We start from the raw sequence: 23941 nt of genomic DNA on the forward strand, positions 1-23941 counted from the left end.
CCTTAGATAAGTCCGAGCCTGCCTAGCTCGATCTGCGCACTGAGCGCGTCGTGGGCGAGGGTCAGGCCAGTTATCTCGTTTGCATGTACGAGCAATTCGGCGTTATGGATCTGCACCGTTGGTCCGCCGAGCACTACAGGGCAGGTAATATTGGCCAGCAGCCGCGGCAGTTGGGCGACGTTCAGCGCTTTGCTGGAGTAGAGCAATATGCCGCGTGGCTTCAAGTACTCGGCGGCCAGTGCCAGCTCGCCGACCGGCAGCGGCCAGTCGAACACTTCTACCGGGCAATCAGCGCTGCTCACCAGCCAGGCTGCGAGCCACAGGTGCGGTTCGAGCGGCAGGTCGGACTGATTGACCAGCAACAAGGGGCTGCCGCTGAGCTGGCGATTGTTGTGGTAGATCCGTGCGCCAAACTTGCTGCGCAGCCACGAAAAGAAGAACGTACGCTCCAGACGGGCGCCGAATTTGCCTTGCCAGCGCTGTTCCAGTTCGGCCAGCAGGGGCAGCAGCAATTGTTCGCACAACGTTCTTGGCGGGTAGAGAGCCATGGCCTGATTAAACACGTCATCGACGCGCCGTTCGGCCAGTTCACCGATTGCGATCAGCAGCGTCTGACGCAACGCGTCCCAATCGTTGGTGGGGGGCAGGGCATCCTGCGCATTGTCGTCAATCAGGCCTTTGACCTGACTGACCGACACGCCACGGTTGAGCCAGGTGAGGATCTTCATGACGCGCTGGACATGTTCGTCCGAGTACAGCCGGTGGCCCTTGGCTGTGCGGTGCGGGACGATCAGGCCATAACGGCGTTCCCATGCACGCAGGGTGACCGCGTTGACGCCTGTCTGCCGGGCAACTTCCCGAATAGGCAGCCAGTCGCCCGGCAGCTCGGCGTCTTTTTCTGCTTCATTACTCATGAGTGTCAAATCGCATTTCGCAAGCTGAGGTTTTCCGGGTGGGGCTGCATGTAAACCTGCAGTGCCACATAAGGATCAGGGTGTTGGCGAAAATGATGCTTGAGCAGGGTCAGCGGTACGATTAGCGGCACGATGCCCTGATGGTACTGACTGATCACTTGCTGGATTTCCTGTTTATCTTCACTGGTGATGGTCTGCTTGAGATAACCGCAAAGGTGCTGCAACACATTGGTGTGGGTGCTGCGGGTGGCGCACTTCTTCAAGGCTGCCATCAGTTCGCTGAAATACAGAGGGGCTATTTCGTTAGGGTCACTGCGGCCCATGCTGCCCAGCATCTTGCCCAGCGCCTTGTACTGCACCGGGTCGTTGGCCATCAACTGATATTTGTAGCGTGAGTGGAATTCGGTCAGCGCGCGTCGGGTAACGCCATCTTTCAACAGTTGCTGCCAGGCCGCGTAGGCAAATACCCGCGTCACGAAGTTTTCCCGCAGTACGGCGTCGTTGAGACGCCCGTCTTCCTCGACCGGAAGGTTGGGGTGGCGCTCGCAAAAGGCTTGCGCATAGATACCGCGCCCGCCGCCGTCGACCGGCGCGCCGTTCTCACGGTACACCTTGACCCGCTCCAGACCGCAGGACGGGGATTTCTGCATGAAAATGTAACCACAGATATCGCCCAGCTCCTCGGCCATCTGTACGCCGTACTCCGCAAGGGCCTCTGTAACATCCAGCTCGCGATTGACCGAGCCCAGCGCTTTAGGGTTTTCTGCGTCGCCAACCAGCCTGATCGGCTCTCGCGGAATACCCATGCCGATCGCCACTTCAGGGCAGGCCTGGACGAAATCGAAATATTTGCTCAGTGCCTGCGTACACAGGTGAGACTCCTTGTGTCCGCCATTGAAACGAACCTCGGCGCCCATCAGGCAGGCACTGATGCCGAGTTTGGGTTTTTCGATTGCAGGCATGGGCATCAATCACCTCTACAGAAGACTTGTACAGATTAACTGTGCTGTACAACTTCTCCTCATCATAGGGGGATAGGTGTACAAGTCAAATTCTTTGTAGAGGGTTTTAAAGGCTGCTGCCGACTGCCTTTGATTCTCGTTCCGCACGTATTGGCACGAAAATCATTTCCAGCCCATCTGCCAGATGTCCGACTGCTGCAGCACCTGCCACGGCAGCCGCTCGCTGCGCTGGGTCAGTACGGCTTGCAGTTCGATCTCCAGCACGGTGCCTTCTTCATCCTTGAACAGTTCAGTCACCAGAAAGTGCTTTTCACGATTGAGCGGGGTGGCTGCGGTCCATTTCGACAGCAGCAGTTTGCGCGGGTTTATCTGGTTCATTGCATGTGTTCCAACAAACGGCGTGCGGCTTCCTGGCCACTGAGCCAGGCACCTTCCACGCGTCCGGACAAACACCAGTCGCCGCAGACATAAATGCCCAGGTCGGCATCCGACAAGGCGCCCCATTCATGTGAGCCGGCAGGTCGGGCGTACAGCCAGCGGTGCGCCAGACTGAACACCGGGGCGGGGATCACGCAGTCGATCAATTCGGCAAAGGCGCCATGCAGGTGCTCGATGACCTGTTCTCGTGAAGCGTCGAGGTTTTGCCTGCTCCATTGACTGGTGGCGTGCAGGACCCAGGTGTCGAGGGTGTCGTCACGTCCGGGTTTGCTGCGGTTGCGGGCCAGCCAGTCGAGCGGGCTGTCCTGAACGAAGCAACCTTGCATGGGAGTCTGCAACGGCGTCTCGAAAGCGAGCGCGACCGCCCAGGTCGGGTCCATCTTGACGCCTGCGACCACGCTGGCCAGTTTCGGGGCGGCAGCCAGCAATGCACTGGCCTGCGGGGCAGGGGTGGCGATGATGACATGGCTGAACGGGCCGTGATTCTTGCCTTCGGCATCCAGCAGGTTCCAGTGCTCTTCACCGCGAAACACTTCGGCGATGCGGCACGAGAATGACACCGGCAGGTCGCCACGCATGGCGCGGGTGATTGCGCTCATTCCGGGCTTGCCGACCCAACGCACTTGTTCATCCGGAGAAGGGCTGAGCCTGCCACCGTGGAAGTTATAGAGCAGCGGTGTCCATTCGGCAACATGCCCTTGGGCCTGCCACTGCTTGACTGCTGTGGCGAAGCGTCGGTCACGCGCGGTGAAATATTGTGCACCCATGTCCAGCGACCCCGCATCGCTGCGCTTGCTGGACATCCGACCACCGCTGCCGCGGCTTTTATCGAATAGGTGTACTTGATGCCCGGCAGATGTAAGCGCCTGGGCTGCTGAAAGTCCGGCGATACCGGTACCGATGATTGCGATAGGGACAGTCATAGGGGCCTCGTTACCTTGTCTGTACAGACTACGCCGTAGTGAAAACCTGTACAATCTTCTTGTTTGGTATAAGTTGCAGTGGTTTTTGAGTCTGCACAGTGAGTCACATTGCAACCTGCAAGGTCGAACCGTCAGCCACCGGGCAAACGGTCAAAACAGCGACCTGTTCAGGTGTGGCCTATGGTTCAGCAAACAGTTTCCTTTTCCTGACAAGCGAAGCTGTTGAAGATAAGACTGTTCAATTGTCATGCACGCCACGCGAGGTTATCTGCCATGCATATATTGCTGACCGGTGGTACTGGTCTGATAGGACGGGCACTCTGTCGTTTCTGGTCCGCTCAAGGCCATGAGCTGACCGTGTGGAGCCGAAAGCCTGCTGATGTGCCCGAGCTGTGCGGTCCGTCCGTGCGTGGCATTGCCGGTCTCGATGAGCTGGGTACACAGTCGGTGGATGCCATTATCAATCTGGCTGGCGCACCGATTGCCGATCGCCCCTGGACCCGCAAGCGCCGTCTGCTGCTGTGGGAAAGCCGTATCGGCCTGACCGAACAGTTGTTGACCTGGCTGGGCACCCGCTCGCAAAAGCCTGCGCTGATGATCTCCGGCTCTGCCGTGGGTTGGTACGGCAACTGCGGCGAGCGGGAAATCGACGAAACGTCACCACCTGCCAAAGAAGATTTCGCCAGCCAGCTGTGCAACGCCTGGGAAGAAACCGCGCTGCGTGCCGAGTCATTGGGCGTGCGTGTGGTGCTGATACGTACCGGGCTGGTGCTGTCGGACCGGGCCGGTTTCCTGCAACGCCTGTTGCCGCCCTTCAGGTTCGGCATGGGCGGGCCTATCGGCAACGGCAGGCAGTGGATGCCGTGGGTTCACATCGATGATCAAATTGCGGCGATTGATTTTCTGTTGAATCTGAATGAAGCAAAGGGTCCTTATAATGTCTGTGCGCCGTCACCGGTGCGCAACCAGCAGTTTGCCAAGACACTGGCAGGCATTCTGCACAGGCCAGCGTTCATGCCCATGCCTGCACTGGCCTTGAAAGTGTTGCTGGGTGAGCTCTCGGTGTTGCTTCTCGGCGGCCAGCGCGCCAGGCCGGAGCGTTTGCAGGAAGCCGGTTTCACGTTTAGATACACCGAACTCGACACTGCCCTGCAGGAATTGCTGGGCCGCCACTGAAAGCCTTTGAAATAGGATGTTGCATGACTGATCACGCTTTGTTGCTGGTCAACCTGGGTTCGCCTGCCTCTACTCAAGTGGCCGACGTGCGCAGTTACCTAAACCAGTTCCTGATGGACCCGTATGTGATCGATCTGCCATGGCCGGTGCGCCGGCTGCTGGTGTCGCTGATTCTGATCAAACGCCCCGAACAGTCCGCTCACGCCTACGCCTCCATCTGGTGGGATGAAGGTTCGCCACTGGTGGTGCTGAGCAAGCGGCTGCAAGCGGCCGTGAAGAAAGAGTGGTCGCATGGCCCGGTCGAGCTGGCGATGCGTTACGGCGAGCCCTCTATCGAAACCGTGCTGACACGCTTGTCGGAGCAGGGCTTCAAGAAGGTGACGCTGGCCCCGCTTTATCCGCAGTTCGCTGATAGCACGGTGACCACAGTCATCGAAGAGGCCAAGCGCGTGGTGCGGGCCAAATCGCTGAAAATGCAGTTCTCGGTGCTGCAGCCGTTCTACGACCAGCCCGAGTACCTGAGTGCGCTGGTAGAAAGCGTGCGCCCGCACCTGGAGCAGTCTTACGACCACCTGCTGCTGAGCTTTCATGGTTTGCCCGAGAGGCACCTGCACAAGCTTGATCCGACCGGCAAGCACTGCCTGAAAGACGATTGCTGCATGACCGCGCCAGCCGAAGTGCTTGCCACCTGCTACCGCGCTCAGTGCATTCAATCGGCGGCAGCGTTCGCAAAGCGCATGGGCATTCCGGATGGCAAGTGGTCGGTGTCGTTCCAGTCGCGTCTTGGGCGCGCCAAGTGGATCGAACCCTACACCGAAGCACATCTCGATGAGCTGGCGGCGCAAGGCGTGAAGAAGCTGCTGGTCATGTGCCCGGCGTTCGTGGCGGACTGCATCGAGACGCTGGAAGAGATTGGCGATCGCGGGGCAGAGCAGTTCAAGGAAGCGGGAGGCGAGGAGCTGATACTGGTGCCGTGCCTGAACGACGATCCGAACTGGGCAAAAGAACTGAGCAGGCTATGCGAGCGTGCGCCGTTGATGTTGTGACGTGCTGAACATCAAAGGTGGACGCAGAGCGCCCAGAACTGCATGCCCACGCGGAGCATGGGCACGATAGTGTTCTGCAAGCGCCAGGCGTTACGGCAACTGATCATCCAGTTGCTTGTTCTTCCAGCTGTCATTCCCGGGCAATATCAGGTTCAGGACGATCGCGGTCACGGCGCACAGGGCGATGCCTTTCAGGCCGAAATCGTTCGGGCCGTTGCCAGTGCCGATCAGCACGCCGCCGATACCGAACACCAGGGTTACTGAAACGATCACCAGGTTGCGTGCTTCGGCCAGGTCGATCTTGTGGCGGATCAGCGTGTTCATCCCCACTGCGGCAATCGAGCCGAACAGCAGGCACAGAATCCCGCCCATCACTGGTACCGGAATGCTTTGCAGCAGTGCGCCGAACTTGCCGATAAACGCCAGGGTAATCGCGAAAAACGATGCCCAGACCATAATCTGCGGGTTGTAGTTTTTAGTCAGCATCACCGCGCCGGTCACTTCAGCGTACGTGGTGTTGGGTGGTCCGCCAAACAGACCGGCAACAGTTGTCGCCACGCCGTCACCAAACAGGGTGCGATGCAGGCCCGGTTTCTTCAGGTAATCGCGACCGGTCACGCTGCCGACTGCTATAACGCCACCGATGTGTTCGATGGCCGGGGCCAGCGCGACCGGGACGATGAACAGAATCGCCTGCCAGTTGAATTCCGGCGCCGTAAAGTGCGGCAGTGCGAGCCAGGCTGCGTCAGCAATCTTTTTGGTATCGACCACGCCGAAATAGAACGACAGCGCAAACCCCACCAGCACGCCGGAAATGATCGGCACCAGACGGAAGATACCCTTGCCGAATACTGCCACGATCAAGGTCGTCAGCAGCGCAGGCATCGAAATCAGCATGGCGGTCTGATAAGGAATCAGCACTACGCCATCGCCGGTCTTGCCCATCGCCATGTTGGCTGCGATCGGCGCCATGGCGAGGCCGATCGAGATGATCACCGGCCCGATCACTACCGGCGGCAGCATGCGGTCGATGAAACCGGTGCCTTTGATTTTCACCGCCAGACCAAGAAAGGTGTAGACGAAGCCTGCCGCCATGACACCGCCCATGGTCGCGGCCAGACCGAATTGGCCTTTGGCGAGAATGATCGGCGTGATGAACGCAAAGCTCGATGCCAGAAAGACCGGCACCTGGCGCCCGGTGACGATCTGGAACAACAGCGTGCCGAGACCTGCAGTAAACAACGCGACGTTGGGGTCTAGCCCGGTGATCAGCGGCATCAGCACCAGCGCGCCAAATGCCACGAACAGCATTTGCGCGCCTGACAGAATGGTGCGCCACAGTGGATCGTTGAACTCCTGCTGCGTCATCGGGTTACGCGTCCTTCTGTTTTGTGCCGAAAATCTTGTCACCGGCATCGCCCAGACCGGGAATGATGTAGCCGTGTTCGTTGAGGCGCTCGTCGATGGACGCGGTGTAGATCATCACATCCGGGTGAGCCTTCTCGACCGCAGCAATGCCTTCCGGCGCAGCCACCAGCACCATCGCACGGATTTCCTTGCAGCCGGCTTTTTTGAGCAGGTCGATGGTCGCGACCATTGAGCTGCCGGTCGCCAGCATCGGGTCGATGATCATGGCCAGACGCTCGTCGATTTCCGGTACCAGCTTTTCCAGGTACGTATGGGCCTGCAGGGTCTCTTCGTTGCGGGCGACGCCTACAGCGCTGACCTTGGCGCCCGGAATCAGGCTGAGCACGCCGTCGAGCATGCCGATGCCGGCCCGCAGGATGGGCACAACAGTGATTTTCTTGCCAGCGATCTTCTCGACCGACACGGTACCCGCCCAGCCCTGAATATCGTAGTTTTCAAGGGTAAGATCGGCTGTCGCTTCGTAAGTAAGCAGAGCGCCGACTTCCTGAGCCAGCTCACGGAAATTCTTGGTGCTGATATCGGCGCGGCGCATCAGACCGAGCTTGTGGCGGATCAGCGGGTGACGGATTTCACGAATGGGCATGGGGGAAAGCTCCAGCGGGGCAAAAAATCGGCCTAGATTAATCTATTCAGCTGTTACTGTCTTAACGCACGTGCAGTATTGTCCTAAGGCTTCGACGTTCGCTACTTTTAGAAGACACTCGCAACGTTAGTCCAGAATCGCTTGCTCTGGCTTGAACGGATGCGTACCTTTGCCCGCTTTTCTTGAACCGCCATAACTGGAGAGCGTCATGTCCGCTGATCTCGAGCATATCCGTCAAATCATGCGCGAGGCTGACTGCCTGTACACAGAGGCCGAAGTCGACGCTGCCATTGCCCGTGTCGGTGCGCAGATCAACGCCGAACTGGCAGACCGCAACCCGGTCGTGTTCTGCGTCATGAACGGCGGCCTGATCTTTTCCGGCAAGCTGCTGACCCATCTGAATTTCCCGCTGGAAGCGTCCTACCTGCACGCAACGCGCTATCGCAACGAAACCACGGGTGGCGATCTGTTCTGGAAAGCCAAGCCCGAAGTCTCGTTCATTGACCGTGATGTGCTGATCATCGACGACATCCTCGATGAAGGCCACACGCTGGGCGCCATCATCGACTTCTGCAAACACGCCGGTGCCCGCGCTGTACACACCGCGGTGCTGATCGACAAGGACCACGACCGCAAGGCCCGCCCGGACCTGAAAGCTGATTACGTTGGGTTGCCATGCATCGACCGTTACATCTTCGGCTTCGGCATGGACTACAAGGGTTACTGGCGTAATGCTGCCGGCATCTATGCCGTCAAGGGGATGTAAGGCATTCTGACGACCGCTTCTGCGAGAAGGGGCGGTCGTCGATTCGCAATTATCTGGAACTCCCGAATGAAGCTACTGATTCCCGGCGCCGTGGCGCTGGTGCTGTTGTCTGGTGTGACAGTCGCAGCGCCCGCTGCGCCGGTTTCAGTCAGCCCCATGCACGAGCAATATCTGCCGCCTGATGACCTGAGCCTGCGTGACGGTGCGCCGGAGCAGCAGCAATTGATGCAGGTCACCGAGTACACCATTGTTGCCGGTAATCAGCGGCAATCCAGTCAGCAGCCGATCCCGGTGACCTCGCCGTTGTCGCTGCGCCTCAACGGCAAGTCGCTGAACAAGGGCGCGTCGATCTCACAGGTGCTGGTGCATTTCGATGGCGGCGAAAGCAAAAGCCTGAAAAAGCCCACCTATGACGAGCCATCCCGAACCCTGACCCTTTATTACCCGCTGTCTCAGTATCGGGTGCTGGTGGACCTGCTGCGCAACGAAAAGGTTTATTGCCAGTACCTGAGCTACGCCAACGGCCATATCTGGGCCGACCTGCACACCACATCAGCACGTACGCGTTGAGCCCTGCGCTCACCGGGGGGTAAACTGCGCACCCGTGAAAGTGTCCGCGACAAGCTGGAGCCTGCAATGCGTAAAGACAAGAAGCAGTTGATTGGGGATGAGATCGGCGATGAGCAGATCAAGTTGTTCCTGAACTTCGAACCGTACGATGCCACCTCGCCGTCACTGCACAAACTGATCAAGGCCTACCGTGGCCTGCGCATCAATGACTTCGAGCGTTTTCTGGTGTTCTTCAAGGAAGCCGGCCACGACTTTGATGGCAAGGACGAACACGGCAACGACTTCATCGGCCTGATCAAGGATCAGCGCAATGCCGATGAGTACATCGAACTGATCGAAAAAGCCCGCGGCTGATAGTTAGTGAACGCCACAATCTCTAGGAATTGCAGGCGCGGACCGCGCGATGCTTCGCTCGTCCGGTCTGCCTGAATCGTAGGAGCGGACTTGTCCGCGATCTGTCGTGAACCGGCAGTAAAACCAGTGCATAGGATACATCAGGTATAACCGAAGTCACCGGTTTCAGGGGGGGGGCAAAGGCACTTGGCCCCCACACCCCCGCTGGCAGAAGCCTACCTTTGCTTACTTGCGCGCCTGATACGCCTTGCCGTAATGCCTCTCCAGCCTGGACTGCAATAGTTCCAGGCCGATCGACATGATCCAGTAGAGCACCGCAGCGGTGGTCAGCATTTCGATGTAGCGATAGCTGGACCGGCCATACGATTGCGCCAGAAACATCACTTCCCAGACCCCCATCACTGAGATCAGCGACGAGTCTTTGAGCATGGAAATGAACTGGTTGGTGGTCGGCGGGATGATGGTGCGCATCGCCTGAGGCAGGGTTACCCGCCAGAAGATCTGTGCCGGACGCAGGGCCAGGGCCAGTGCAGCTTCACGCTGCCCGGCAGCAACGCCAATGATGCCGGCGCGGAAGATCTCGCTCAGGTAAGCCCCGTAATTGAGTGACAGGGCTATCACCCCGGCCATGATCGCGCCCGGTACGATTCCCACCTGCGGTAACCCCAGGTAAATCAGCAGAATCTGGATCAGCAAGGGTGTACCGCGAAAGAATGACGCGTAAAAGCTGGCGATACCGAATGCTACTGCGCTGCTGGACAGTCTCGCCAGCGCTGTGACAAAGCCCAGCACCACCGACACGATGATCGAACACAGCGACACAAACAGCGTCAGTGCTGCCCCCTGAAGAAACCCGTTGGGCGCAAGATGCAGGCCGATCAGGTTCGGCAGCTTGTCGAGGATGATCGACAGCTTCAGATCGAAGCTCAGGAAAAACCCGGCGAACAGCACAAACATGACCAGCCAGGTCAGGTAAAGCCGTGTGCGGAACCCGAAGATGCGCTTGAGCAGGCTTTGATCGGCCTGCTCGGGTGGACGTTGCGGCTCGAAGGAAGTCATTTGCTGATGTCAGCACCGATCCACTTTTGCGACAGCTTGCTCAAGGTGCCGTCTTTCTTGAGTTCAGCAAAGACTTCACGCACTTTGGCATCCCATTCCGGGTCATCTTTCTCGATGGCCACCGAGTTGGGCTCTTCGTACAGCGACTCGTCCGCCAGCTTGAAACGTTTGTCTTGGTCCAGGCGCGGTTTTGCCGTCACCAGGTTGGTCAGTATCGCGTCCAGACGCTTGCCCGCGCCCAGCCCGAGGTCCTGAAACGCTACGTTGTCGTTGTCGTAAGGGGCGATCTGCACGTCTTCGAACGGGTATTGCAACGGCTTGTCTTCCGCGCCGTCGATCACCAGGTTCTTGTTCAGGTAGCTTTCGTAGCTTGATGCGCTGGTCAGGCCGACCTTTTTACCGCTCAGGTCCTTGGCCGAGTGAATGCGGTCATCCGTAGCGTTGACCACGATCACCGCTGGCGATGCGTAGTACTCGACCGGAAAACTGAAGACTTCAGCGCGGGCCTTGCTTGGGGTCATTGAGCAGACGCAGATGTCATAGCGCCCACTCCAGTGGCCTGCAGCGATCACGTCCCAGGAAGGTGTCTCAAGGCGCAGCTTGACGCCGAGTTTTTGCGCCACGGCCTTGGCGACGTCCACATCGAAGCCGTCCAGTTCGTTCTTGTCATTCAGGAAGGAGAAGGGCGGGTAACTTTCCATGAGGACGTTAACCAGCTCTTTGTTTTTCTGCACGCGGTCCAGCGTAGCGCCAGCCAGGGCTTGAGTCGAGGCAGCCAGAGTCACAAGGCCAATGCCCAGCAGAGCGCGATAGTTCACAGATATCCCCCGAAAAAGTGTTTGTAGTTTGATGTAAGGGCCGTATTAAATACGTTATACAAGACTGACTCATAATGAGTTTTTTTCATATACATATAAGCAGATCACCTATGACCCAAGGCACCACTGTAATTCTCGATGGCGGCATGGGCCGCGAGCTACAGCGTCGCGGCGCGCCTTTTCGTCAGCCCGAATGGTCGGCACTGGCGTTGAGCGAGGCGCCTGAGGCGGTCAGTGCGGTACACACCGCTTATATCGACAGCGGCGCGCAGGTCATCACCAGTAACAGTTACGCGGTTGTTCCGTTTCATATCGGTGAAGAGCGTTTCGCCCGCGAAGGTCAGGCACTGGCTGCGCTGGCCGGGCAACTGGCGCGTGCGGCAGCCGATGCGTCGGGCGGCCGCGCGCGGGTGGCGGGTTCCATTCCACCGCTGTTCGGCTCCTATCGTCCTGACCTCTACAAGCCTGAACAGGCGGCCGACGTGCTCAAGCCGTTGGTGGCAGGGCTCTCGCCCCACGTCGATCTGTGGCTGGCCGAGACCCAGAGCTGCATTCTGGAAGCGCAGACCATTCGTGCCGGTCTGCCTGCCGATGGTAAACCGTTCTGGCTGTCGTTCACCCTTCAGGATGAAGACACCGATGAAGTCCCGCGCCTGCGTTCCGGCGAGCCGGTTGCCGACGCCGCCAAGGCTGCTGTCGAGATGGGTGTTGCAACGTTGTTGTTCAATTGCAGCCAGCCTGAAGTGATCGGTGGCGCGATCGATGCGGCGCGTGAGGTGTTTGAAGCGTTGGGCGTCGATATCGCTATCGGCGCCTACGCCAATGCCTTTCCCCCGCAACCCAAGGACGCCAAGGCGAACGACGGTCTGGATGAATTGCGTGAAGACCTCGACCCTGAGGGTTATCAGCAGTGGGCGGCGGACTGGGTGAAGCGCGGTGCCACGCGCATTGGTGGTTGCTGCGGAATTGGCCCGGAGCACATTGCGGTGCTGTCGCGAAGTCTCTGATCCCGGCAAGCAACCGGCAAACAAAAAGCCCCGTGACTCGCCAGGTGTCACGGGGCTTTTTGTGGGCAGGCCTGGTGATTTACGGCGTATTCAGCTTGTGCCGCTCGTCGATGTGCCCCTCAGTCGTGGAGAAACTCTGCACCTGGCTGCTTTTATCCAACAGTTCCAGGGCTTCGTCGTTCCGGGTGCTGACACGCTCATACAGCTGCGCATCGGTTTCCAGAATCTTTTCCCGGGCCGGGAAAATCTCGTCGAGCTTGCCAGCCCATTCAGTGCGGGTTTTTTCCGGGAAGCAGCGTTCCAGAAGTTCGAGCATGATCGACACGGTCACCGAGGCGCCAGGTGAAGCGCCGAGCAGGGCGGCCAGCGAACCGTCGCTTGCAGAAACCAGCTCTGTACCGAATTGCAGCACACCGCCCTTTTTCGGGTCTTTCTTGATGATCTGCACCCGCTGGCCAGCTACTTCCAGGCGCCAGTCTTCAGCCTTGGCTTCCGGGTAGAAGCGCCGCAGCGATTCGAGGCGTTGCTCCATCGACTGCATCACTTCGCTGACCAGGTATTTGGTCAGGTCCATGTTGTCGCGAGCGACTGCCAGCATCGGCTTGATGTTGGCGATGCGAACCGAGAGCGGCAGGTCGAGGAACGAGCCGTGCTTGAGGAATTTGGTGGTGAAACCGGCATAAGGTCCGAACAACAGGGACTTCTTGCCGTCGACCACGCGAGTGTCCAGATGCGGAACCGACATCGGCGGCGAACCGACGGCTGCCTGGCTGTAGACCTTGGCCTGATGGTGCTTTACCACTTCCGGGTTGTCGCATCGCAGCCACTGGCCGCTGACCGGAAAACCGCCGAAGCCTTTGCTCTCTTCGATGCCTGACATCTGCAGCAAGGGCAGCGCTGCACCGCCGGCACCGAGGAACACGAACTTTGCGTCGATCTCACGCGTGCCGCCGCCGTTCACGTCCTTGACGGTCACTGTCCAGCCAGCACCCTTGCGGGTCAGGTTGGTGACTCGGCTGCGGTACTTGATTTGCGCGTCCGGCGCGCGGGAGAGGTGATCAAGCAACTGGTTGGTCAGCGCGCCGAAATTGACGTCCGTGCCGTTCATCATGCGCGTTGCGGCGACTTTCTCATCTGCCGGGCGGCCGGGCATCATCAGCGGCATCCACTCAGCCAGTTTCGCCTTGTCCTCGGTGTACTCCATCGAAGAAAACGCGTGATGCCTGCTCATCGCTTCAAAACGGGTCTTGAGGAAGGAGATGCCTTTTTCACCCTGTACGAAGCTCAGGTGAGGGACCGGATTGATGAATGATTTTGCCGAACCGAACGTGCCTTTGCGCATCAGGTGAGCCCAGAACTGTTTCGAGACCTCGAACTGGGTATTGATGTGCACCGCTTTCTTGATGTCGATGGAGCCATCTGCCGCAGGTGGCGTGTAGTTCAACTCGCACAGACCAGCGTGACCGGTGCCGGCGTTGTTCCAGGGGTTGGAACTCTCTGCAGCACCGGAATCCATCAGCTCAACGACTTCCAGCTTGAGGCCGGGGTCGAGCTCTTTGAGCAATACCGCCAGAGTGGCACTCATGATGCCGGCTCCGACCAGTACTACGTCGACTGCTTCGTTATGCGCCATTAACGCGTCTCCAAAATCTGCAGCACCAAATTGACGGCATACGATCCTGAGGCTGTTTGCCAGGTGTCGGGGCTTGAATCAAGGTAGTGCCCTCGTTTTCCTGGCCAGGATCGCCTGACCGATTCTTCGCAATTTTTCGCATCTAAAGCGCAGGTCCCGGTCAGGTTCGTTGATGGTTCATTATTAGCTCATGAACGCATTTTCAAGCCTGCAAGGCCATTCGACCAACGTCAGGGAGCCTGTCGCAAGACGGGCCCGCGACTAGGACGTCAGGCGCCGGACATGGAGGCGCAGTCGCGGCCGGTCCCGTTCAAAAAGGCCGGTTCAGACGCTGATGGTGCATGTTCAACCGCATACCTATTCATTTGCTCGCCACACTCTTGTGAAGTAGTGAAACTCGTTTTTCACGTCCTTTTGGGAACGTGAACCAAACCTCAAAATGGCTGCGATGACAGCGCTGGCAGGTCAGGTGCATAAAGAGTGAGGCGCTGGCAGGTGAGAAAGGTTCGATATGATTCGAGCATTCTTCACCTTTCATCGAGCACACTCGTGCGCAAATGACCTGTGTGGGCGGCTCTCTGTGGGCGATACGGAGGTGCTAATACAGTGATTAGCGATGCTGCGAGGCCCGATCAGGAGACGTCCTTATAATCGGGGGAAGATTATAGCGATGAAATGACAGGAATTGATCGGTTTAAATGACTTTTATTCGCCGTCGGGTCAGGCGGTGAGCAACTGACCGCGAGTTGAACGCGCGCTACGCTGCGCAACGCGTGCGCTGGCGGGCAGTGGCTGATTCAGCCAGCTCAGTCGCTGCTCGGTCACTTCGACCCACTCGATGCCGGATGGACGCTGGGCGCAGTGTTTGAACGCGCGGCAGATGCCAGCCTGGTCGATGTGGGCATAGTGGCGATGCTGACGACGGGCAGTGAACAGAGAACGGAACAGATTCATGGCGCAGCTCCTGTGACGTGGATGAACGTCTGTGCGATGAGGGCGAGTCTGCCGCGCGCATGTTACGCCCTGATTACATCGTGAGGCTTCGACCAGCAGCGGCTTGCGGCAATCCGGGCTTACCCGTCAGAGGCCACTGGTGAGTGCAGTGCGCACGCCGCTATACTGCTGCACATTCAGTGTCTGGCCCATGGAGAAATGAGCATGCTGCGTCGCATTTTGTTCGGTTTGCTTGCTGTAAGCAGTTTGACCCTGGTGGGGTGTGCCCACAGTCCGCAACAATTGAGTCCTACCCCCAAGATCAATGCTCAGCTTGCGGCCGTAGGTCGCGGCCAGCCTGTGGTGGTGCGCGTGGTCGACGGCCGTCCAGGTCCGACCCTGGGCACGCGTGGCGGGATGTACCCGGAAACCAGCGCTATCAGCGTCAACGGCGCGGACATCGTGCCCAAGTTGCAGGCCCAGGCCGAAGCAGCCGTACGTCTGCTGGGCTTCACGCCAACCCAGGGCGGCAGTGCTCCGCAGTTGACGGTGACCCTGGCGGACCTGAAATATCAGTCGCCTAAAGAGGGGCTGTACGTGACCGAGGCGACCATCAGTTCGACTTTCCGCGCTGACGTGCGCAACAACGGTCGTACCTACAGCGGTCGCTACGCAGCGTCCCTGGACCAGCGTTTCGGCATGGCGCCGAATCAGGAAACCAACACGAAGCTGGTCAGTGACGTGTTGAGCGACGCGCTGACTCGCGTGTTCCAGGACCCGACCATCGGTTCTACCCTGTCGCAGTAAGCGTCGGCGCTAAAAAGGCGCTAAACAAAAAGCCCGGCCCTTGTAGAAAGGGCCGGGCTTTTTGGTTTCTGGTTCAAGCCGCCTGCTGGTAAAAATCCAGAAAGCTGAAGCCGGTGTCCTGATCCAGATCCGGCAGATCATGATGAACGTGCCCACTCAGAGCGCAATAGACCAGCCAGTGGCGATCCTGAACGTTGAAGGCCAGACCACCGATCAACTCCTGCTGCTCATCGCTCTGGGCAATGAGGTACAGGCGGTCCTGATTGTTTGCATGCAGCATGACAAGCTCCAAAAAGAGTGAAGTCCGTTTCTCGAGGAGCCACACAATGCAGCCGCCGCGTTACGCTTGGGTGACAGCGGCAGAGAATTTTCATGCAGGATATTTCCGAGAGGCCTTCAAGATCGGACGCAGAGCGTCCAGAACAGCATGCCCACGCTGGAGCATGGGCACGATAGGCGATCTTTTGGGCATCTATCTTATGGCAGCGCCAGCCCGGCCTTGACGCGGTACTGGTTGCGGACCGGCGTTGCATATTGCTGGATAAGGTAAGGGCGGTGCTCAGGAGGCACACCTGCCAGTCGGCCGTCCCACTCGTCTCGGGCGCGCTCCAGCTCATCGGCCGGGAATAGAGCCTCTGCCTTTGGCACCTCTATCGCCGGATCGGCATCGTTCCATTGTGCATAAGCCAGGTAATGCACCGGAAAGAGTCGGTAGCCGCCGAGAATTTGCCGGTCCATTTCGATGGCCAATTGCTTGGTGTCCTCGAAATGCTCGGTTATCGGCGGTGCGAAGTTCACGTGTACCCGGCCCTTGTAGCCCGTGATTCCCAGCGCGATGCTGACATCGTCTTCGCCGGGCGTCTTGGCGTAGGAACCCGTCGTCGCCCGAATATAAAGCTCGCGGGCCTTGGCGCTGTCGCACGGATCGTACTCGTAGCTGATCGATACCGGGATCAGTTTAAGAGAGCGAATCACGTCGCCAAATGGTTCTTCCTTGCGGCTCATGTGGAACATCTTGAGGATCGCCGATTCGGTTCGGTCATCTCCGTCCTTCGCCCGCCCCTCAGCCTGAGCGATCCAGATCGACTGGCAATCCTTGGTGATCGAATGGTTGATGTAGGCCGACAACAGCTGGTAGGCCGCCATTTTCTCGCGGCGCCCGATGATTGAGCGATGCACGATGAAACTCTTGTTCAGGCGCATCAGGTCGCTGACAAACGGCTTTTGCAGCAGGTTGTCGCCAATCGCAATACGCGGTGTAGGCAAGCCTGCGTGGTACACGGCATAGTTGACGAACGCCGGGTCCATCACGATATCGCGGTGGTTGGCCAGAAACAGATAGGCACAACCGGACTTGAGCTGCTCCACGCCGGTATAGGTCACGCCGTCGGTAGCGCGTTCGATGGTGTGGTCGACATAGTATTCGACCTTGTCCTGCAGGGAGGCGACCGAGTCGATACCTGCGAACTCACGGCGCAGCTTGCGCGCCAGGGTAGGTTGCAGGATCCAGCCGAGTGCGCCCGCGAGGCGGGGGAAGCGGAATTTGGTCAGAATTGCGAGAAAGGCTTTGTCGCTCAGCAGGCGTGCCAAGACGGCGGGGACTTCTGCATCGTTGTAAGGTCGAATGGCATCGAATTCGCCCATCATGCTCTCTTGTCGGAAACGTGTAGGGTAAAAGAAGACAGTTTTGTTAAAACAGCCGTCTGAAGAATAGGCCAATTATACGCATAACTGATCCCGGAGACCCTGATGCAGGAATTACAGAGCTACGACTGCCCTTATTGCGGCGAACCTGTCGAGGCGGTGCTGGACTTGTCGGGTGGTGATCAGCAGTACATCGAGGACTGCCCGGTGTGTTGCCGCCCGATCATTTTCGATCTGCAGACCGATGGCCAGGACTGGAATCTGGATGTTCGCAGCGAGAACGAATGATGCAGAAAATCTACGAGCCCGAGAACCTGATGGAGGCCGAATTGCTGCAGACAATGCTCGCCAGTGAGGGCATCAGGGCGCATCTGGCCGGCCGTGACCTGCTCGGTGCGATGGGCGAGCTGCCAGGGCTTGGGCTTCTGGCAATCAAGGTGGAAGATGCGCAGGTCGAACGGGCGCGTGAGCTGATCACTGCGTACAATAGCGCTTCGCCCGTGTCTGGCGATGAGCCGGATGATTTTCCCGATGTACTGGTGTGCTGAGCACCCTCAAAAGAGTCTGATTAGCCCCCATGTGTGGACGCTTCGCCCTGTTTCGCTGGACCCCTGCCTTTGCTGCCTTGCCCGGTTTTCCGGCTGACCAGAAGGCGCAATGGAACATTTCGCCAGCGGACTGGGTGTTGATCATGCGCGCTGCCGAAAACGATCAGGGGATAGAACTGGTTCGAGCCCGTTGGGGTTTGACCCCGGCCTGGCTCACCGACTTGTCGAAAACTCCCGCTCATGCGCGTGCCGAAACCGTCGCCGAGCAGCCGATGTTTCGCGACGCATTTGCCCACCGCCGCTGCCTGCTCCCGGCCAATGGTTTTTACGAGTGGCGTGGCACAGTGCGCAAGCGCCCGTTCTGGCTGACGCCGGGCGAGGGCGCCGCGTTGTTTTTTGCTGCTATCTGGGAAGCATATCCGGTGCAGGGGCACACGTATCTGAGTGTGGCTGTGGTCACCCAGGCCGCCGCGACCCAGCGCCGTCCGCTGATCCTGGATGCCAAAGGCCAGAAAGACTGGCTGGCTGCCGACACTCCGCTCCCGACCCTTCAGGCGTTGCTGGCCGCGCCGCAGCTTGCCCTCAGAGAACGTCCCTTGGCGAACCTGGTCAACGACCCCAAGCTCGACGCCCCCGAATGCCTGACTCCCTTGAGTTAGGCGAGCAGGGCTAAAAGCGGCGAATAAAACAAATCCGATATCCGCCTCGAAGCGCATCTGATACAAACGTGCACACACGTCCGGGAACCTTCCACCTCTCTCGAAACCGAACATGCCATTTGGTCTGTATCTGGCGCGGAGGTCTGCCCCGGGAATGACCGTTTCACAAACAAGGAGATTCACCATGCGTCAGTCATTTGCCCTCTGTGCCTTGAGCGCTGCGTTGCTGCTCGGCGGGTGCCAGGCAGTCAATACCACCAGTGGCGACTCGGTCGGTGTGGAGCGCAAACAGTACATGTTCAGCATGCTTTCCACCGATGAAGTCAACAAGATGTACGCTCAGTCCTATCAGCAGACGGTGGGTGAGGCGACCAGCAAAGGTATCCTCGATACCACCAGCGCCAACGCCAAACGTGTCCACGCCATTGCGGATCGGCTGATTGCCCAGGCCCCGAAACTGCGGCCCGACTCGGCGCAATGGAAGTGGGAAGTCAACCTGATCAAAAGTGACGAGCTGAACGCCAACTGCGGCCCTGGTGGCAAGATCTTCGTTTACACCGGTCTTATCGACACCCTGAAACTGACTGACGATGAACTTGCGGCTGTCATGGGCCACGAGATTGCTCATGCCCTGCGCGAGCATGGCCGCGAAGCGATGTCCAAGGCATACGGTGTGGCGATGGCCAAGCAGGGTGCTGGCGCCTTGTTGGGGCTTGGTCAGGACAGCCTGGCGCTGGCCGACACCGTGGTGAACTACAGCCTGACGCTGCCCAACAGCCGCAGTAACGAAAACGAAGCCGACCTGATTGGTCTGGAGCTGGCCGCGCGTGCCGGTTACAACCCTAACGCCGCCATTACCCTGTGGCAGAAAATGACTCAGAACTCAGGCGGTTCGCAGCCCGAATTCATGAGCACTCACCCGGCGTCGGAAAGTCGTATTTCTTCACTGCAGGCGGCGATCCCCAAAGTGATGCCGCTGTATCAGCAGGCTGCCAAGTCCTGATTGAATGATTGTCCTGCGCTGCGGCATTCGCCGCAGCGTCCTTGCAGTGCCGATCAAACCCAGCCGCTGACCTGCATCGCCTTGTAGACAGCCACCAGTGCCAATACGAAAAACGCGCACGCCGCCAGACGGCGGATCAGCGTCAGCGGCAACTTGTCGGCTGCAAAATTACCCGCCAGAACTACCGGGACATTGGCCAGCAGCATGCCGATGGTGGTGCCGAGAATGACCAGCCACAGGTGCGAATATTGCGCCGCCAGCATGACGGTGGCGATCTGCGTCTTGTCGCCTATCTCGGCGATGAAGAACGTTATCAGCGTGGTCATGAACGGGCCGAATTTTCGCGCTGTGCTGGCCTCGTCATCGTCCATCTTGTCCGGGACCAGTGTCCACAGCGCCGTGGCGGTAAAGCTGGCGGCAAGAATCCAGTGCAGGACTGCGTCGGAAAGGAACGTGCTGAACCAGGCGCCCACAGCGCCAGCTGCCGCATGATTGGCCAGTGTCGCGGCGACAATGCCGGCGATGATCGGCCAGGGTTTGCGAAAGCGTGCGGCGAGAACAAGCGCTAGCAGCTGCGTCTTGTCACCGATTTCGGCGAGTGCGACGACAGCGGTGGGGACCAAAAATGATTCCAGCATCAGGATTCCTTGGGGGCGGGTCGACACGGCTATGACACGTACAGCCTTCCCGCCCCGGGTAAGGTGTTCGTGTCATAGGTCTGGTCAAACCACTGATCCGTCTGAGCGGATTCCGGGTCGCACGTACCATGGTCTGAGGACCAAGTATGTTGATACGTGCCGGACGAGCATGGCGCTCGTGGGAGACTACTCCCCTAGGACGGAGCGGATTCTGCCTTCGCGAATACGTTTGGGCAAGCGCTTATTTTCAAGAGCGTTTGGCGCTGTAGATCTTGAAACCATTGCCTTGAGCCTTGACGTGGCAGAACCCTACATGCTCTTCGATCAGTGGCTGATAACGCAGAAAGTTATTCGCAACCACGCGCAGTTCGCCACCTGATTTCAGATGTTGGCGTGCTTTTCTCAGCAGGTTTTCTGTTGCCATGTAGTCGGTATGCACCCCGACATGGAACGGTGGATTGCTCAAAATGGTGTTCAAACCCATCGGTGCGGCATCGATTCCGTCCCCGGTCAGGACTTGTGCTTCCAGGCCATTGGCGGCAAGGGTCAAGCGCACACTGGCGGTGGCGAATGCATCCACGTCGAGCATGATCACTTCGTTGTGCGGGTAGCGGCGCTTGACCGCTGCGCCGAGCACGCCGGCGCCACAACCGAAGTCGAGCAGGTTGCCACTGGGCAGTTTGTCGATGTTTTCCAGCAAGAGCGCCGAGCCACGATCAAGACGACCATGACTGAACACGCCCGGCAGGCTGACGACTGTCAAAGGGCCATCCTGCAGTTCGATATGGTAGGGCTTGGCGAGGCTTTCCAGTGCAACGGCTTGCGGGGCGTGTTCGACGGTGACCTGCCAGAGCTGGCAGTGGCGGGCGCTGTCGAGTTTGCGCGCGCGTCCGAAGGGGCTGAGTTGTTTGGCGGCGGCTTCGATCCCGCCACGTTTTTCACCGACCAGAAACAATTCACGTCCGTCGAGGCGGGCGGCTAGCGCGTTAAGCAGGTAATCGGTCAGGTCACGGGCTTTGGGCAGAAACAGTACGGCGGCATCAAAAGCAGCCTGTGGAACCTCGACGCCGAAATCGACGCGCCCCTCGAAACGCGCGTCCAGCGCAGCTTGATCGCCCGCATGCCAGCACCATCCACGCGCATCCGGCAGTTTTCCGAGCAGGTCGTCGGCGGGCAAGCCGACCAGCAACAGCGGGCCTTGAAACAGCTCGGGCTGACGGAGTAACACTTCACTGCGCGGGTCCATGGACTGGCTCCTGAAAAAGCGCGCAGTCTAACAGGATACGGCGGGGCAAACGCAGAGCGTCCAGAACGGCATGCCGACGCTTAGCGTCACACGACAGGCGTCCGAAATAACGTCGCACGATAGTAGAGGTTATCGTTCCTCACGCTCAGCGGGGGAATACCGTTCACGACGCTCTGCGTCGCAAAAAGGCTGGCACCTTTTAGGCAGGCATCAGACAGCGTAATCTGCCGAGTCAGACTTGAACCCTCCAGGAGGTCCCACATGTATTTGGCAGAATTTCTCACCGTCGCGCTAATCCACCTGCTGGCCGTCGCCAGTCCCGGCCCCGACTTCGCGGTCGTGGTGCGGGAAAGCGTGACGCACGGGCGCAAGGCGGGCACCTGGGCGGCGCTTGGCGTTGGCTCGGCCATCTTCCTGCATGTGGGTTATTCGTTGCTGGGCATCGGGATTATCGTTTCCCAGTCCATCGTGCTGTTCAACGCTCTGAAGTGGGCTGCCGCCGCGTACCTGCTGTACATCGGCATCAAGGCCCTGCGCGCCAAACCGGCTGCGGCGAATGACGAGGCGTTGACCAAGGCCGTCCTTGGCGAGCGCACCGCTCGCGGCGCCTACATCAGTGGCTTTGTCACCAATGGCCTGAACCCCAAGGCGACGCTGTTTTTTCTGTCGCTGTTTACCGTGGTGATCAACCCGCACACGCCGCTGCTGGTGCAGGGCGGCTATGGCGTTTACCTCGCGATAGCAACGGCCTTCTGGTTCTGCCTTGTGGCGCGGCTGTTCAGTCAGGCGCGGGTGCGTGCCGGTTTCGCGCGCATGGGGCACTGGTTCGACCGAATCATGGGCGGTGTACTGGTCGCGCTGGGGATCAAGCTGGCACTCACCGAGGTGCATTGAAACGTACAGGCCAGAGGGCCTTCGTCTCCCGGGGCGCAGGCCGGGCCGCTGCGCCCGAAGGCCCATTCGAGGCAGCATAACGTCAGGTCGATGCTCTTCAAAAAATCATACCTTTGAGCGATTCCGATGGCAGCCGACGGCTCTAGAGTCCATATTTCCAGCCTTGCCCGTGGACTTTGAAAAAGGTACCCATATGTTACAGACTCGCGTTCTTCCGCCAGCCGATGGCGCTTACCAGTACCCTCTGTTGATCAAACGCCTGTTGTTGTCCGGCAGCCGTTATGAAAAGACGCGTGAAATTGTCTACCGTGATTCCGTTCGCTACACCTATGCGACGCTCAACGAGCGCATCTGCCGCCTGGCCAACGCACTGACTGCCGCAGGTGTCAAAGCCGGCGATACGGTGGGCGTCATGGACTGGGACAGCCACCGTTATCTGGAGTGCATGTTCGCGATTCCGATGATTGGTGCGGTGATTCATACCGTCAACGTTCGGCTCTCTGCGGAGCAAATCGCCTACACCATCAATCATGCTGATGACCGCCTGTTGCTGATCAACAGTGAGTTCGTGGGGCTTTACCAGGCGATGTCTGGACACCTGAGCACCGTCGAAAAGACCCTGTTGCTGACCGATCAGCCGGAAAAGACCGCCGAGCTGCCCAATCTGATTGGCGAGTATGAAGCGTTACTGGCTGCAGCCAGCCCCACCTACGAATTCGAGGATTTCGACGAGCATTCGGTCGCGACCACGTTTTATACCACTGGCACCGCCGGCAATCCCAAGGGCGTCTATTTCACCCACCGCCAACTGGTCCTGCACACGCTGGGCGTGGCAACCATCATGGGTTGCATCGACAGCACCCGGCTGCTCGGCACCGATGATGTCTACATGCCCATTACGCCGATGTTCCACGTGCATGCCTGGGGCATTCCGTATGCAGCGACCATGCTGGGCCTCAAACAGGTCTACCCAGGCCGTTATGAGCCTGAGTTGCTGGTAGAGCTGTGGCGCCGAGAGAAGGTCACTTTTTCGCATTGTGTGCCGACCATCCTGCAAATGCTGCTCAACGCCAAGTCTGCTCAGGACGTCGATTTCGGCGGCTGGAAAATCGTCATTGGCGGCAGCTCACTGAACCGCAGCCTGTATCAGGCGGCCAAGGCCAAGGGCATTCAGCTCACTGCCGCCTATGGCATGTCGGAAACCGGCCCCCTGATTTCAGTGGCGCACATCAACGAAGAGCTGAAGGCCGGCAGTGAAGACGAGCAGATAACCTACCGAATCAAGGCTGGCGTTCCGGGGATGCTGGTAGATGCTGCGATCATCGATCAGCAAGGTAATTTTCTCCCGGCCGATGGCGAAACCCAGGGCGAACTGGTGCTGCGCGCACCGTGGCTGACCGAAAGCTATTTCCGTGAACCCGAGAAAGGTGCCGAACTGTGGGCGGGCGGATGGTTGCGCACGGGCGATGTGGCCACGCTGGACGGCATGGGGTTCATCGATATTCGAGATCGTATCAAGGACGTTATCAAGACCGGAGGCGAGTGGATCTCTTCTCTGGAACTCGAGGATTTGTGCAGCCGACATCCTGCGGTTCGCGAGGTCGCGGTGGTGGGAATAGCCGATCCGCAATGGGGCGAACGACCCTTCGCCTTGCTGGTGATTCGTGACGGTCATCAGCTGGATGCCAAGGGGCTGAAAGAGCATCTCAAGCCTTTTGTCGAGCAAGGTCACATCAATAAGTGGGCCATTCCCGGCCAGATCGCGCTTGTTACGGAAATTCCCAAGACCAGCGTCGGCAAGCTTGATAAAAAGCGCATGCGTCTGGATATCGCAGACTGGCAAAATAACAACAGCGCGTTTCTTTCCAGCCTTTGACGCCGGTGTCAGCCGT

Annotated in this window: 27 protein-coding genes and 1 riboswitch; of the genes, 13 read left to right on the forward strand and 14 right to left on the reverse strand. The window is 58.8% G+C overall.

The window, feature by feature from the left end:
* Positions 1 to 2 precede the first annotated feature (2 nt).
* The 4 genes from I9H09_RS04610 to I9H09_RS04625 all read right to left on the reverse strand — a co-directional run bounded on the left by I9H09_RS04610 (position 3) and on the right by I9H09_RS04625 (position 3237).
* Positions 3 to 914 (reverse strand): MerR family transcriptional regulator, encoded by a 912-nt coding sequence (locus I9H09_RS04610; protein WP_024670460.1) that lies wholly within the window; start codon positions 912 to 914, stop codon positions 3 to 5.
* A gap of 5 nt (positions 915 to 919) precedes the next feature.
* A complete protein-coding gene (locus tag I9H09_RS04615; protein ID WP_005891200.1) occupies positions 920 to 1876 on the reverse strand; it encodes a YbgA family protein in 957 nt (318 codons plus the stop codon).
* Positions 1877 to 2038: 162 nt separating this feature from the next.
* Positions 2039 to 2254 (reverse strand): TIGR02450 family Trp-rich protein, encoded by a 216-nt coding sequence (locus tag I9H09_RS04620; RefSeq protein ID WP_005891201.1) that lies wholly within the window; start codon positions 2252 to 2254, stop codon positions 2039 to 2041.
* On the reverse strand, positions 2251 to 3237 hold the full coding sequence (locus I9H09_RS04625) for an NAD(P)/FAD-dependent oxidoreductase (protein ID WP_024690448.1): 987 nt from the start codon (positions 3235 to 3237) through the stop codon (positions 2251 to 2253). The genes I9H09_RS04620 and I9H09_RS04625 overlap by 4 nt, the downstream gene beginning before the upstream one ends.
* Positions 3238 to 3510: 273 nt before the next feature.
* On the opposite strand from I9H09_RS04625, the gene I9H09_RS04630 reads away from it, so the two are divergent.
* Positions 3511 to 4413, forward strand: a complete 903-nt coding sequence (locus tag I9H09_RS04630; protein WP_024670458.1) for a TIGR01777 family oxidoreductase — start codon at positions 3511 to 3513, stop codon at positions 4411 to 4413.
* A gap of 23 nt (positions 4414 to 4436) precedes the next feature.
* Positions 4437 to 5459, forward strand: coding sequence for a ferrochelatase (gene hemH, locus I9H09_RS04635; protein WP_005891208.1), 1023 nt, complete (start codon positions 4437 to 4439; stop codon positions 5457 to 5459).
* Between the two features lie 90 nt (positions 5460 to 5549).
* Here the strand turns inward: hemH and I9H09_RS04640 are convergent, their stop codons facing one another.
* Positions 5550 to 6827, reverse strand: a complete 1278-nt coding sequence (locus I9H09_RS04640; RefSeq protein ID WP_005891209.1) for a uracil-xanthine permease family protein — start codon at positions 6825 to 6827, stop codon at positions 5550 to 5552.
* A gap of 4 nt (positions 6828 to 6831) precedes the next feature.
* The gene (gene upp / locus I9H09_RS04645) at positions 6832 to 7470 is read right to left on the reverse strand and encodes a uracil phosphoribosyltransferase (RefSeq protein ID WP_002552170.1); all 639 of its coding nucleotides are present in this window, start codon (positions 7468 to 7470) and stop codon (positions 6832 to 6834) included.
* A gap of 208 nt (positions 7471 to 7678) precedes the next feature.
* Between upp and I9H09_RS04650 the strand changes: the two genes are divergently transcribed.
* From I9H09_RS04650 to I9H09_RS04660, 3 genes are all read left to right on the forward strand, one after another.
* Positions 7679 to 8236 carry a hypoxanthine-guanine phosphoribosyltransferase gene (locus tag I9H09_RS04650; RefSeq protein WP_005615224.1) on the forward strand — a complete coding sequence of 186 codons (558 nt, stop codon included), beginning with the start codon at positions 7679 to 7681 and terminating at the stop codon, positions 8234 to 8236.
* Between the two features lie 66 nt (positions 8237 to 8302).
* Positions 8303 to 8806 carry a hypothetical protein gene (locus I9H09_RS04655; RefSeq protein ID WP_005891214.1) on the forward strand — a complete coding sequence of 168 codons (504 nt, stop codon included), beginning with the start codon at positions 8303 to 8305 and terminating at the stop codon, positions 8804 to 8806.
* 66 nt (positions 8807 to 8872) lie between these two features.
* The gene (locus tag I9H09_RS04660; RefSeq protein ID WP_024670455.1) at positions 8873 to 9160 is read left to right on the forward strand and encodes a PA4642 family protein; all 288 of its coding nucleotides are present in this window, start codon (positions 8873 to 8875) and stop codon (positions 9158 to 9160) included.
* Between the two features lie 225 nt (positions 9161 to 9385).
* On the opposite strand, the gene I9H09_RS04665 is transcribed toward I9H09_RS04660, so the two are convergent.
* Positions 9386 to 10219 carry an amino acid ABC transporter permease gene (locus I9H09_RS04665; protein WP_024670454.1) on the reverse strand — a complete coding sequence of 278 codons (834 nt, stop codon included), beginning with the start codon at positions 10217 to 10219 and terminating at the stop codon, positions 9386 to 9388.
* Complete coding sequence (locus I9H09_RS04670; RefSeq protein WP_005891219.1) at positions 10216 to 11037, reverse strand: ABC transporter substrate-binding protein; 822 nt, start codon at positions 11035 to 11037, stop codon at positions 10216 to 10218. The genes I9H09_RS04665 and I9H09_RS04670 overlap by 4 nt, the downstream gene beginning before the upstream one ends.
* A 110-nt stretch (positions 11038 to 11147) precedes the next feature.
* On the opposite strand from I9H09_RS04670, the gene I9H09_RS04675 reads away from it, so the two are divergent.
* Positions 11148 to 12044 carry a homocysteine S-methyltransferase family protein gene (locus I9H09_RS04675; RefSeq protein ID WP_183142443.1) on the forward strand — a complete coding sequence of 299 codons (897 nt, stop codon included), beginning with the start codon at positions 11148 to 11150 and terminating at the stop codon, positions 12042 to 12044.
* Between the two features lie 79 nt (positions 12045 to 12123).
* Here the strand turns inward: I9H09_RS04675 and mqo are convergent, their stop codons facing one another.
* Both mqo and I9H09_RS04685 read right to left on the reverse strand, forming a co-directional pair.
* Positions 12124 to 13677, reverse strand: coding sequence for a malate dehydrogenase (quinone) (gene mqo / locus I9H09_RS04680; RefSeq protein WP_005891221.1), 1554 nt, complete (start codon positions 13675 to 13677; stop codon positions 12124 to 12126).
* A 720-nt stretch (positions 13678 to 14397) separates the two neighbouring features.
* On the reverse strand, positions 14398 to 14631 hold the full coding sequence (locus I9H09_RS04685) for a hypothetical protein (RefSeq protein WP_005891223.1): 234 nt from the start codon (positions 14629 to 14631) through the stop codon (positions 14398 to 14400).
* A 204-nt stretch (positions 14632 to 14835) separates the two neighbouring features.
* Here I9H09_RS04685 and I9H09_RS04690 point away from each other — a divergent pair, with 204 nt between their 5' ends.
* Positions 14836 to 15417, forward strand: a complete 582-nt coding sequence (locus tag I9H09_RS04690) for a YajG family lipoprotein (RefSeq protein WP_005891224.1) — start codon at positions 14836 to 14838, stop codon at positions 15415 to 15417.
* A gap of 73 nt (positions 15418 to 15490) precedes the next feature.
* Here the strand turns inward: I9H09_RS04690 and I9H09_RS04695 are convergent, their stop codons facing one another.
* Positions 15491 to 15697, reverse strand: a complete 207-nt coding sequence (locus I9H09_RS04695; protein ID WP_024690445.1) for a hypothetical protein — start codon at positions 15695 to 15697, stop codon at positions 15491 to 15493.
* A 197-nt stretch (positions 15698 to 15894) separates the two neighbouring features.
* The gene (locus tag I9H09_RS04700) at positions 15895 to 17061 is read right to left on the reverse strand and encodes a 1-acyl-sn-glycerol-3-phosphate acyltransferase (RefSeq protein ID WP_236502214.1); all 1167 of its coding nucleotides are present in this window, start codon (positions 17059 to 17061) and stop codon (positions 15895 to 15897) included.
* Positions 17062 to 17166: 105 nt separating this feature from the next.
* Between I9H09_RS04700 and I9H09_RS04705 the strand changes: the two genes are divergently transcribed.
* From I9H09_RS04705 to I9H09_RS04720, 4 genes are all read left to right on the forward strand, one after another.
* A complete protein-coding gene (locus tag I9H09_RS04705; protein WP_005891229.1) occupies positions 17167 to 17349 on the forward strand; it encodes a CPXCG motif-containing cysteine-rich protein in 183 nt (60 codons plus the stop codon).
* Complete coding sequence (locus I9H09_RS04710) at positions 17349 to 17609, forward strand: putative signal transducing protein (protein ID WP_005891231.1); 261 nt, start codon at positions 17349 to 17351, stop codon at positions 17607 to 17609. Before I9H09_RS04705 ends, I9H09_RS04710 begins: the two co-directional genes overlap by 1 nt.
* A gap of 29 nt (positions 17610 to 17638) precedes the next feature.
* Positions 17639 to 18268 (forward strand): SOS response-associated peptidase, encoded by a 630-nt coding sequence (locus tag I9H09_RS04715; protein WP_005891232.1) that lies wholly within the window; start codon positions 17639 to 17641, stop codon positions 18266 to 18268.
* 184 nt (positions 18269 to 18452) lie between these two features.
* Entirely contained in the window at positions 18453 to 19271 is an 819-nt protein-coding gene (locus I9H09_RS04720; protein WP_005891233.1) for a M48 family metallopeptidase, read from the forward strand.
* 53 nt (positions 19272 to 19324) lie between these two features.
* Here I9H09_RS04720 and I9H09_RS04725 read toward each other — a convergent pair whose 3' ends face one another.
* Together I9H09_RS04725 and I9H09_RS04730 are read right to left on the reverse strand one after the other, a co-directional pair.
* Entirely contained in the window at positions 19325 to 19909 is a 585-nt protein-coding gene (locus tag I9H09_RS04725) for a TMEM165/GDT1 family protein (RefSeq protein WP_005891234.1), read from the reverse strand.
* Between the two features lie 69 nt (positions 19910 to 19978).
* Positions 19979 to 20117: riboswitch (yybP-ykoY riboswitch) on the reverse strand.
* Positions 20118 to 20156: 39 nt separating this feature from the next.
* Positions 20157 to 21155, reverse strand: a complete 999-nt coding sequence (locus I9H09_RS04730) for a methyltransferase (RefSeq protein ID WP_024670451.1) — start codon at positions 21153 to 21155, stop codon at positions 20157 to 20159.
* A 261-nt stretch (positions 21156 to 21416) separates the two neighbouring features.
* Here I9H09_RS04730 and I9H09_RS04735 point away from each other — a divergent pair, with 261 nt between their 5' ends.
* Positions 21417 to 22049 (forward strand): LysE family translocator, encoded by a 633-nt coding sequence (locus I9H09_RS04735; protein WP_005891236.1) that lies wholly within the window; start codon positions 21417 to 21419, stop codon positions 22047 to 22049.
* A gap of 193 nt (positions 22050 to 22242) precedes the next feature.
* Positions 22243 to 23925 (forward strand): fatty acid--CoA ligase, encoded by a 1683-nt coding sequence (locus tag I9H09_RS04740; protein ID WP_122346323.1) that lies wholly within the window; start codon positions 22243 to 22245, stop codon positions 23923 to 23925.
* The last annotated feature ends 16 nt before the right edge of the window (positions 23926 to 23941 follow it).

The sequence above is a fragment of the Pseudomonas tremae genome, from assembly GCF_023278125.1.
In the GTDB taxonomy this organism is placed as follows: domain Bacteria; phylum Pseudomonadota; class Gammaproteobacteria; order Pseudomonadales; family Pseudomonadaceae; genus Aquipseudomonas; species Aquipseudomonas tremae.

Coding starts and splice junctions, on each gene's coding strand:
- hemH (WP_005891208.1), top strand. CDS start 4,437: ATGACTGATCACGCTTTGTTGCTGGTCAACCTGGGTTCGCCTGCCTCT.
- I9H09_RS04705 (WP_005891229.1), top strand. CDS start 17,167: ATGCAGGAATTACAGAGCTACGACTGCCCTTATTGCGGCGAACCTGTC.
- I9H09_RS04675 (WP_183142443.1), top strand. CDS start 11,148: ATGACCCAAGGCACCACTGTAATTCTCGATGGCGGCATGGGCCGCGAG.
- I9H09_RS04715 (WP_005891232.1), top strand. CDS start 17,639: ATGTGTGGACGCTTCGCCCTGTTTCGCTGGACCCCTGCCTTTGCTGCC.
- I9H09_RS04720 (WP_005891233.1), top strand. CDS start 18,453: ATGCGTCAGTCATTTGCCCTCTGTGCCTTGAGCGCTGCGTTGCTGCTC.
- I9H09_RS04640 (WP_005891209.1), bottom strand. CDS start 6,827: ATGACGCAGCAGGAGTTCAACGATCCACTGTGGCGCACCATTCTGTCA.
- I9H09_RS04665 (WP_024670454.1), bottom strand. CDS start 10,219: ATGACTTCCTTCGAGCCGCAACGTCCACCCGAGCAGGCCGATCAAAGC.
- I9H09_RS04690 (WP_005891224.1), top strand. CDS start 14,836: ATGCTGCGTCGCATTTTGTTCGGTTTGCTTGCTGTAAGCAGTTTGACC.
- I9H09_RS04740 (WP_122346323.1), top strand. CDS start 22,243: ATGTTACAGACTCGCGTTCTTCCGCCAGCCGATGGCGCTTACCAGTAC.
- I9H09_RS04685 (WP_005891223.1), bottom strand. CDS start 14,631: ATGAATCTGTTCCGTTCTCTGTTCACTGCCCGTCGTCAGCATCGCCAC.
- I9H09_RS04630 (WP_024670458.1), top strand. CDS start 3,511: ATGCATATATTGCTGACCGGTGGTACTGGTCTGATAGGACGGGCACTC.
- I9H09_RS04730 (WP_024670451.1), bottom strand. CDS start 21,155: ATGGACCCGCGCAGTGAAGTGTTACTCCGTCAGCCCGAGCTGTTTCAA.
- I9H09_RS04625 (WP_024690448.1), bottom strand. CDS start 3,237: ATGACTGTCCCTATCGCAATCATCGGTACCGGTATCGCCGGACTTTCA.
- I9H09_RS04615 (WP_005891200.1), bottom strand. CDS start 1,876: ATGCCTGCAATCGAAAAACCCAAACTCGGCATCAGTGCCTGCCTGATG.
- I9H09_RS04620 (WP_005891201.1), bottom strand. CDS start 2,254: ATGAACCAGATAAACCCGCGCAAACTGCTGCTGTCGAAATGGACCGCA.
- I9H09_RS04700 (WP_236502214.1), bottom strand. CDS start 17,061: ATGGGCGAATTCGATGCCATTCGACCTTACAACGATGCAGAAGTCCCC.
- I9H09_RS04660 (WP_024670455.1), top strand. CDS start 8,873: ATGCGTAAAGACAAGAAGCAGTTGATTGGGGATGAGATCGGCGATGAG.
- I9H09_RS04735 (WP_005891236.1), top strand. CDS start 21,417: ATGTATTTGGCAGAATTTCTCACCGTCGCGCTAATCCACCTGCTGGCC.
- mqo (WP_005891221.1), bottom strand. CDS start 13,677: ATGGCGCATAACGAAGCAGTCGACGTAGTACTGGTCGGAGCCGGCATC.
- I9H09_RS04710 (WP_005891231.1), top strand. CDS start 17,349: ATGCAGAAAATCTACGAGCCCGAGAACCTGATGGAGGCCGAATTGCTG.
- I9H09_RS04695 (WP_024690445.1), bottom strand. CDS start 15,697: ATGCTGCATGCAAACAATCAGGACCGCCTGTACCTCATTGCCCAGAGC.
- I9H09_RS04610 (WP_024670460.1), bottom strand. CDS start 914: ATGAGTAATGAAGCAGAAAAAGACGCCGAGCTGCCGGGCGACTGGCTG.
- I9H09_RS04725 (WP_005891234.1), bottom strand. CDS start 19,909: ATGCTGGAATCATTTTTGGTCCCCACCGCTGTCGTCGCACTCGCCGAA.
- I9H09_RS04655 (WP_005891214.1), top strand. CDS start 8,303: ATGAAGCTACTGATTCCCGGCGCCGTGGCGCTGGTGCTGTTGTCTGGT.
- I9H09_RS04650 (WP_005615224.1), top strand. CDS start 7,679: ATGTCCGCTGATCTCGAGCATATCCGTCAAATCATGCGCGAGGCTGAC.
- upp (WP_002552170.1), bottom strand. CDS start 7,470: ATGCCCATTCGTGAAATCCGTCACCCGCTGATCCGCCACAAGCTCGGT.